Raw genomic sequence first — 6,554 nt, 5'->3', positions numbered from 1 at the left:
CCCAAGGGTTGGGCTGTTCGCCCATTAAAGCGGTACGCGAGCTGGGTTCAGAACGTCGTGAGACAGTTCGGTCCCTATCCGTCGCGGGCGCAGGAAATTTGAGAGGAGCTGTCCTTAGTACGAGAGGACCGGGATGGACGCACCGCTGGTGTACCAGTTGTCTTGCCAAAGGCATCGCTGGGTAGCTATGTGCGGACGGGATAAGTGCTGAAAGCATCTAAGCATGAAGCCCCCCTCAAGATGAGATTTCCCATAGCGCAAGCTAGTAAGATCCCTGAAAGATGATCAGGTAGATAGGTTCGAGGTGGAAGCGTGGCGACACGTGGAGCTGACGAATACTAATCGATCGAGGACTTTTCCTAAGCGATTTGCAAGGTTACAATACTTATTATCCAGTTTTGAAAGAACAATTCTTTCAAACTTCATAGTCTGGTGGCGATAGCGAAGAGGTCACACCCGTTCCCATACCGAACACGGCAGTTAAGCTCTTCAGCGCCGATGGTAGTTGGGGGTTTCCCCCTGTGAGAGTAGGACGTTGCCAGGCGATATTCATATTTATTATTTATCGTCGCGGGGTGGAGCAGTCTGGTAGCTCGTCGGGCTCATAACCCGAAGGTCGCAGGTTCAAATCCTGTCCCCGCAATATATGGTCCGGTAGTTCAGTTGGTTAGAATGCCTGCCTGTCACGCAGGAGGTCGCGGGTTCGAGTCCCGTCCGGACCGCCATTTAAATAATCAAGCAAGCAAAACGAAAATGACTTTCGTTTTCTTTTTTTATACACTTGTTTAGGATATACTAAAATAAACTACCTTAGGATGCAATCAATCCTAAGGTTTTTTTACGATTAAAGCTTAAAGGATTGAATAATGAATAGAAGGAGATTTAATATGAGTACAATAGCTTTTTTCACATCAAGTGCAGAAGAGACTCAAGCTTTTGCAGAAAGGCTAGCTCAGTCGTTACAACCTAGAGATGTGATTTTGCTTGAGGGTGATTTAGGCGCAGGAAAGACGACGTTTACGAAAGGATTAGCGAAAGGACTTGGTGTCAAACGAACAGTAAATAGCCCGACGTTTACGATTATTAAAGAATATATGGGTAGGCTTCCGCTTTATCATATGGATGTATACCGAGTTCAGGATGAGGAAGAGGATCTCGGGTTTGATGAATATTTTTATGGAGAGGGTGTCACGGTTGTGGAATGGGCTCATTTAATTGACGGACAGCTCCCTAGTGAATACTTAAAGCTATCTCTATTACATCAAGGAAATGATGAGCGAAAAATCGAATTAACACCTGTAGGAACAAGATACGAATCAATTTGTAAGGAGCTTTTAGGATGAAAGTATTAGCGATTGATACATCTACATATACGCTTGGAGTAGCTCTTTTGGATGGGGAGCAATTAATAGGTGAATATATAACGGATTTAAAGAAAAATCATTCATTGCGGGCGATGCCAGCCATTGAGGCGGTGCTAAAAGAATGTGAGGTACAGCCATCAGAGCTTGATAAGATTGTTGTTGCGAGAGGGCCTGGTTCATATACGGGTGTTCGTATTGGGGTAACGATTGCGAAGACGTTGGCTTGGTCTTTGCAGATTCCGTTGTCAGGCGTCTCTAGTCTTGCGACGGTCGCTGCTTCAGCAAAATATTTCCCAGCTTATATTAGCCCTATTTTTGATGCAAGAAGGGGACGAGTATACACTGGGTTATACCGATTTGAGAATGGAGAGTTGATCACTGTGAAAGAAGATCGAAATCTATTGCTTGAAGATTGGTGCAAGGAGTTGAAGGAGTTAAATCACCCTGTTTTATTTGCAGGTAAGGATGCGACTCTTCATAAAGAAACGATTACAGACATGTTAGGAGAACAAGCAATCATTGGAGAGGCTAGTGTTCATTCACCACGACCGTCTGATTTAGGTCGACTTGGTTTACGTGCACCAGCTGAAGATGTGCACTCGTTTGTACCGAATTATATTCGTCTCGCTGAAGCGGAAGCGAAGTGGTTAGAAGCGCAACAAGGAGCAGAAGAACATCATGGTTGATTTAGCTGTACGTGAGATGACGCTTGATGATGTTGAGGGCGTATATGAAATTGAGAAGAGTAGTTTTTCTGTGCCTTGGACGAAGGACTCATTTTATAAAGAGATTGATCATAATTTGTTTGCTTTGTATCATGTAGCTGAGTCAGATGGTGAAGTGGTCGGTTACTGTGGTATGTGGATTGTGCTAGATGAATCACAAATTACGAATATTGCGATTTTGCCCTCTCATAGAGGACATGGTTTTGGAGAAAAGCTTCTTGTGCATGTGATGAAAGCAGCGAAAGAAAAAGGGGCTACCGTGATGACATTAGAAGTGAGGGTGAGCAATACACCTGCTCAAAATTTATATAAAAAGCTTGGTTTTCAGCCAGGTGGGATTCGCAAAAACTATTATTCCGATAATCAGGAAGATGCATTAGTAATGTGGGTGAGGTTATGATGAAAAAAGATACGTATATACTAGGGATCGAAACAAGTTGTGATGAAACAGCCGCGGCTATCGTAAAAAACGGCAGAGAAATTGTGGCGAATGTTGTTTCTTCGCAAATCGAAAGTCATAAGCGTTTTGGCGGAGTGGTACCTGAAATCGCTTCTCGTCATCATGTGGAAGAGATCACAATTGTAGTTGAAGAAACGTTGAAACAAGCAGAAATGACGTTCAAAGAGTTAGATGCAATCGCAGTGACGAAAGGCCCTGGCTTAGTGGGGGCACTTTTAATCGGTGTAAATGCAGCGAAGGCTTTAGCGTTTGCTCATAACCTGCCATTAGTAGGCGTTCATCATATTGCTGGTCATATTTACGCCAATCGAATCGTTGAGGAAATGGCTTTTCCATTATTGTCACTCGTTGTTTCTGGCGGTCATACGGAGCTTGTGTTAATGAAGGAGCATGGAGCATTTGAAGTGATTGGAGAAACGCGTGATGATGCGGCTGGTGAAGCGTACGATAAAGTGGCCCGGACATTGAACCTACCATATCCAGGAGGTCCACATATTGATCGCATGGCCGCAGAAGGAGAAGCTTCTATCGATTTCCCGAGAGCTTGGCTAGAGGAAGGCTCTTATGATTTTAGCTTTAGTGGGTTAAAGTCAGCGGTGATTAATACGCTTCACAATGCAGAACAACGTGGGGAACAGTTGAAGCCTGAAGATATTGCAGCAAGCTTTCAAGCAAGTGTTATTGACGTGCTAGTGAAAAAAACAATCCGGGCTACGAAAGAGTTTCATGTAAAGCAAGTGCTTTTATCAGGAGGCGTGGCAGCAAATAAAGGATTGCGAAAGGCATTAGAAGAGCAATTTGCTACGTTGCCAGAGGTGGAATTGATCATTCCTCCGCTTAGTCTTTGTACAGATAATGCAGCGATGATTGCTGCTGCTGGTACTGTGCTATTTGAGCAAGGAAAACGAGATGATTTCGCTATGAATGGTTATCCAGGGTTAGATCTTGAGCAATTTTAATGAGAAGCTGTCCGATAAGAAGGACAGCTTTTTATCGTTCGCAAATTGTTGATAAATTGTGAATAAATAAATATCATTTGTTGATAAGGTGCTATGTGATTTGATTGAAAACTGTTGATAATGTGGATAAAGATATATGTTTTTGTGGATAAAGGGGATAACATTGTTAAGGTATTGTAAATAAAGTGTTTTGTATGTGGATAAAATTGTGTATAAAAATCGCCAGAGCATGTGTCTCTGGCGATTAGAGGGTTAATCTTGAAGAAGTTCCCACTCTTCCATTAACTTGTCCACTTCTGATCGATTCTTCTCAAGTTGTTCATTGAGTTCGAACGATCGTTCATGGTCTTGAAATATTTCTGGCTGACATAATAGCTCTTCGGCTTCGGCAATGTCTGCTTCGATTTTCTCAATTTGTTGTTCAATTTCTTCCAGGCGTCGACGCTTTTGACGTTCGAGCTTCTTCTGCTCTTTATCAACATAGTAAGCAGAAGTATCACTAGAGCTCGTGTCTGTTTTGGTCGCAACAGCGGCTTCTTCTATCATCGCTAATTCTTCCTGCTCTAGTTTTTTAGCGACGTAATAATCATAGTCTCCGAGATATTCAGTCAGCCCTTCTGAAGAAAGCTCAAGTACTTTAGAAGCTAGTCGATTGATAAAATAGCGGTCATGAGACACGAATAAAATCGTTCCTGGATAGTCGATTAATGCATTTTCTAGTACTTCTTTGCTATCTAAATCAAGATGGTTCGTCGGCTCATCGAGAATCAAAAAGTTGGATTTTTGCATCATCAATTTAGCGAGAGCGAGGCGAGCTTTCTCACCGCCACTCAAAGTTGAAACGGGTTTTAATACATCGTCACCTGAAAAAAGAAAGTTGCCTAGTACTGTGCGAATATCTTTTTCCGGGGTGCCTGAATAGTCATCCCATAGTTCGTTTAATACCGTTTTATTCGAGGTTAATTCTGCTTGCTCTTGATCGTAATAGCCGATAGAGACATTCGTTCCGAGCGTAAATGCACCCGCTAATGCAGGCAGTTTATTGACGACTGTTTTCAAGAGGGTCGATTTCCCAGCTCCATTTGGTCCAACAAGCGCGATACTGTCTTCTCTTGAAACGAGTGTTGTTAAGTCGTTAGAGATCGTTTTCTCTTGATAACCGATAGATAAGTCATTGACTTTTAACACTTCATTCCCGCTTTGTTTCTCAATCGTAAACAAAAAGTTGGCCGATTTCTCATCTCCATCTGGACGGTTCATTAATTCCATCCGCTGTAGCTGTTTTCTTCGGCTTTGTGCTCGTTTCGTTGTCGAGGCGCGGGCGATATTGCGTTGAATAAAATCTTCAAGCTTCGCGACTTGTTCTTGTTGCTTTTCAAACATTTTCATTTCTTTTTCGTACTGTTCCGCTTTTTGAACTAAATATTTGCTGTAGTTTCCATGAAACTTCTTCACTTTATGACGGGAGACTTCGTATACTTGTGTGACCACTTTGTCGAGGAAGTAACGGTCATGTGAGACGATTAAAATTGCGCCGCTGTAGTTTTGCAAATATTGTTCAAGCCAAGAGAGTGTTTGAATGTCTAAATGGTTCGTCGGTTCATCGAGTATTAAAATATCAGGCTTCGTTAACAACAGCTTTCCTAACGCAAGCCGAGTTTTTTGTCCGCCGCTTAATGTCGATATTTTTGTGGAATAATCGAAATCATGGAAGTTTAACCCGTGCAAAATTGAACGGATATCCGCTTCAAATTGATAGCCGCCTAGCTCTTTAAATCTATTTTGTAGGACGTCGTATTCACTCATGACTTTATTGTAAGTGGCTTCATTTTCATATACGTCGGGATTAGACATTTGCGCTTCGAGACGACGAATCGTTTGTTCCATCTCTTGCAAGTGAGCAAAGACAGACAGCATTTCTTCCCAAATGGATAGGTCAGATTCTAAGCCAGTATTTTGGGCTAAGTAACCAATCGTCACATCCTTTGGCTTCATAATTTCTCCAGAGTCATACGAAAGGTGACCAGCAATTATTTTTAAAAGGGTCGACTTCCCTGCACCATTTCGGCCAACAAGGGCAATTCGATCCTTCGTTTGTACCTCTAATTTTATATTTGATAGGATCAGTTCAGCACCGAAATACTTCGACAGCTGTTGAACTTGTAACAAAATCATCTTTTTCACCTCTATTCTCAGTGTATCCCATTCTATTAGTAGGAGCAATGTTGTAAGTTTGTTTCATTTAATTGTGAAAAGGTAGACAAAGGTATAAGACAAAAAACGTAAATTATTGTATCATAACACGTAAGGGCAAAATGATGGAAGCGTTAACAAACAAGTTAGTTGTAGTTGTGGGGGTATGATAAATGAATCAAGATTCAACGAAAATTCCGCAGGCAACAGCGAAGCGTCTGCCATTGTACTATCGGTTTATCCAAAATTTACATTCTTCTGGAAAACAAAGAGTCTCTTCAGCAGAATTAAGTGAGGCCGTTAAAGTGGACTCAGCAACGATTCGCCGGGACTTTTCTTATTTCGGAGCACTTGGAAAAAAAGGGTATGGTTACAATGTCAGCTATTTGCTATCTTTCTTTCGGAAAACATTAGACCAAGATGAAGTGACCAATGTAGCGTTAATCGGTGTAGGGAATTTAGGGACGGCTTTTTTGAATTATAATTTTATGAAAAATAATAATACGAAAATCCAAATGGCCTTTGATGTAGCTCAAGATAAAGTAGGGACCATTATCGGGGATGTTCCGATCCATCATTTAGATGATTTAGAGGAAAAGCTGAAGGAAGAAGCGGTGCAGGTGGCTATTTTGACTGTTCCATCTCAAGCGGCTCAAGGCATTACCGATCGGCTAGCCGCTTCTAACATTAAAGGACTATTAAACTTTACACCAGCAAGGTTAACGGTCCCGGCGTCAATTCGAGTTCATCACATTGACCTTGCTGTCGAACTGCAGTCATTAGTCTATTTTTTAAAGCATTATCCAGAAGCAACAGAAGAAAAGTCGCAATAGAAATATGGCGAAAAATGGGG

General features: G+C 41.9%; 5 protein-coding genes, 2 tRNA genes, 1 rRNA gene, 1 pseudogene and 2 other annotated features (1 of these 11 only partly in view). Of the genes and pseudogenes, 8 read left to right on the top strand and 1 reads right to left on the bottom strand.

The genetic code is table 11. The features are described 5' to 3' along the window. Positions 1-69, top strand: a sequence feature (23S ribosomal RNA rRNA prediction is too short); it begins 38 nt to the left of the window's first position. Positions 70-88: 19 nt separating this feature from the next. Then, positions 89-350 (top strand) — a sequence feature (23S ribosomal RNA rRNA prediction is too short). Positions 351-428: 78 nt separating this feature from the next. The 7 genes and pseudogenes from rrf (at position 429) to tsaD (ending at position 3,508) form a co-directional block, all read left to right on the top strand. Beyond that, positions 429-544, top strand: a 5S ribosomal RNA gene (rrf, locus tag CEF22_RS16425). 25 nt (positions 545-569) lie between these two features. Beyond that, positions 570-643 (top strand) — tRNA-Met (locus CEF22_RS16420). Positions 644-648: 5 nt separating this feature from the next. Then, positions 649-725 (top strand) — tRNA-Asp (locus tag CEF22_RS16415). 162 nt (positions 726-887) lie between these two features. After that, positions 888-1,359, top strand: a pseudogene (tsaE, locus tag CEF22_RS16410) (tRNA (adenosine(37)-N6)-threonylcarbamoyltransferase complex ATPase subunit type 1 TsaE). Next, positions 1,340-2,050 carry a tRNA (adenosine(37)-N6)-threonylcarbamoyltransferase complex dimerization subunit type 1 TsaB gene (gene tsaB, locus CEF22_RS16405; RefSeq protein WP_100403717.1) on the top strand — a complete coding sequence of 237 codons (711 nt, stop codon included), beginning with the start codon at positions 1,340-1,342 and terminating at the stop codon, positions 2,048-2,050. The pseudogene tsaE and the gene tsaB overlap by 20 nt, the downstream one beginning before the upstream one ends. Further along, complete coding sequence (gene rimI, locus CEF22_RS16400; protein WP_100403716.1) at positions 2,043-2,489, top strand: ribosomal protein S18-alanine N-acetyltransferase; 447 nt, start codon at positions 2,043-2,045, stop codon at positions 2,487-2,489. The genes tsaB and rimI overlap by 8 nt, the downstream gene beginning before the upstream one ends. Beyond that, positions 2,489-3,508, top strand: coding sequence for a tRNA (adenosine(37)-N6)-threonylcarbamoyltransferase complex transferase subunit TsaD (gene tsaD / locus CEF22_RS16395; RefSeq protein WP_100403715.1), 1,020 nt, complete (start codon positions 2,489-2,491; stop codon positions 3,506-3,508). The genes rimI and tsaD overlap by 1 nt, the downstream gene beginning before the upstream one ends. A gap of 252 nt (positions 3,509-3,760) precedes the next feature. Here tsaD and CEF22_RS16390 read toward each other — a convergent pair whose 3' ends face one another. After that, a complete protein-coding gene (locus CEF22_RS16390; RefSeq protein ID WP_100403714.1) occupies positions 3,761-5,683 on the bottom strand; it encodes an ABC-F family ATP-binding cassette domain-containing protein in 1,923 nt (640 codons plus the stop codon). A 191-nt stretch (positions 5,684-5,874) separates the two neighbouring features. Between CEF22_RS16390 and CEF22_RS16385 the strand changes: the two genes are divergently transcribed. Beyond that, positions 5,875-6,534, top strand: a complete 660-nt coding sequence (locus CEF22_RS16385; RefSeq protein ID WP_100403713.1) for a redox-sensing transcriptional repressor Rex — start codon at positions 5,875-5,877, stop codon at positions 6,532-6,534. Positions 6,535-6,554 lie beyond the last annotated feature (20 nt).

It is taken from the genome of Bacillus sp. FJAT-42315, assembly GCF_002797375.1.
Taxonomy (GTDB): Bacteria; Bacillota; Bacilli; order Bacillales; family Domibacillaceae; genus Bacillus_CE.
This window is presented reverse-complemented; position numbering and strand designations above follow the sequence as displayed.

Bases quoted from the DNA above. Each gene is read 5' to 3' on its own strand.
- tsaB (WP_100403717.1), top strand. From the start codon at position 1,340: ATGAAAGTATTAGCGATTGATACATCTACATATACGCTTGGAGTAGCT.
- rimI (WP_100403716.1), top strand. From the start codon at position 2,043: ATGGTTGATTTAGCTGTACGTGAGATGACGCTTGATGATGTTGAGGGC.
- tsaD (WP_100403715.1), top strand. From the start codon at position 2,489: ATGAAAAAAGATACGTATATACTAGGGATCGAAACAAGTTGTGATGAA.
- CEF22_RS16390 (WP_100403714.1), bottom strand. From the start codon at position 5,683: ATGATTTTGTTACAAGTTCAACAGCTGTCGAAGTATTTCGGTGCTGAA.
- CEF22_RS16385 (WP_100403713.1), top strand. From the start codon at position 5,875: ATGAATCAAGATTCAACGAAAATTCCGCAGGCAACAGCGAAGCGTCTG.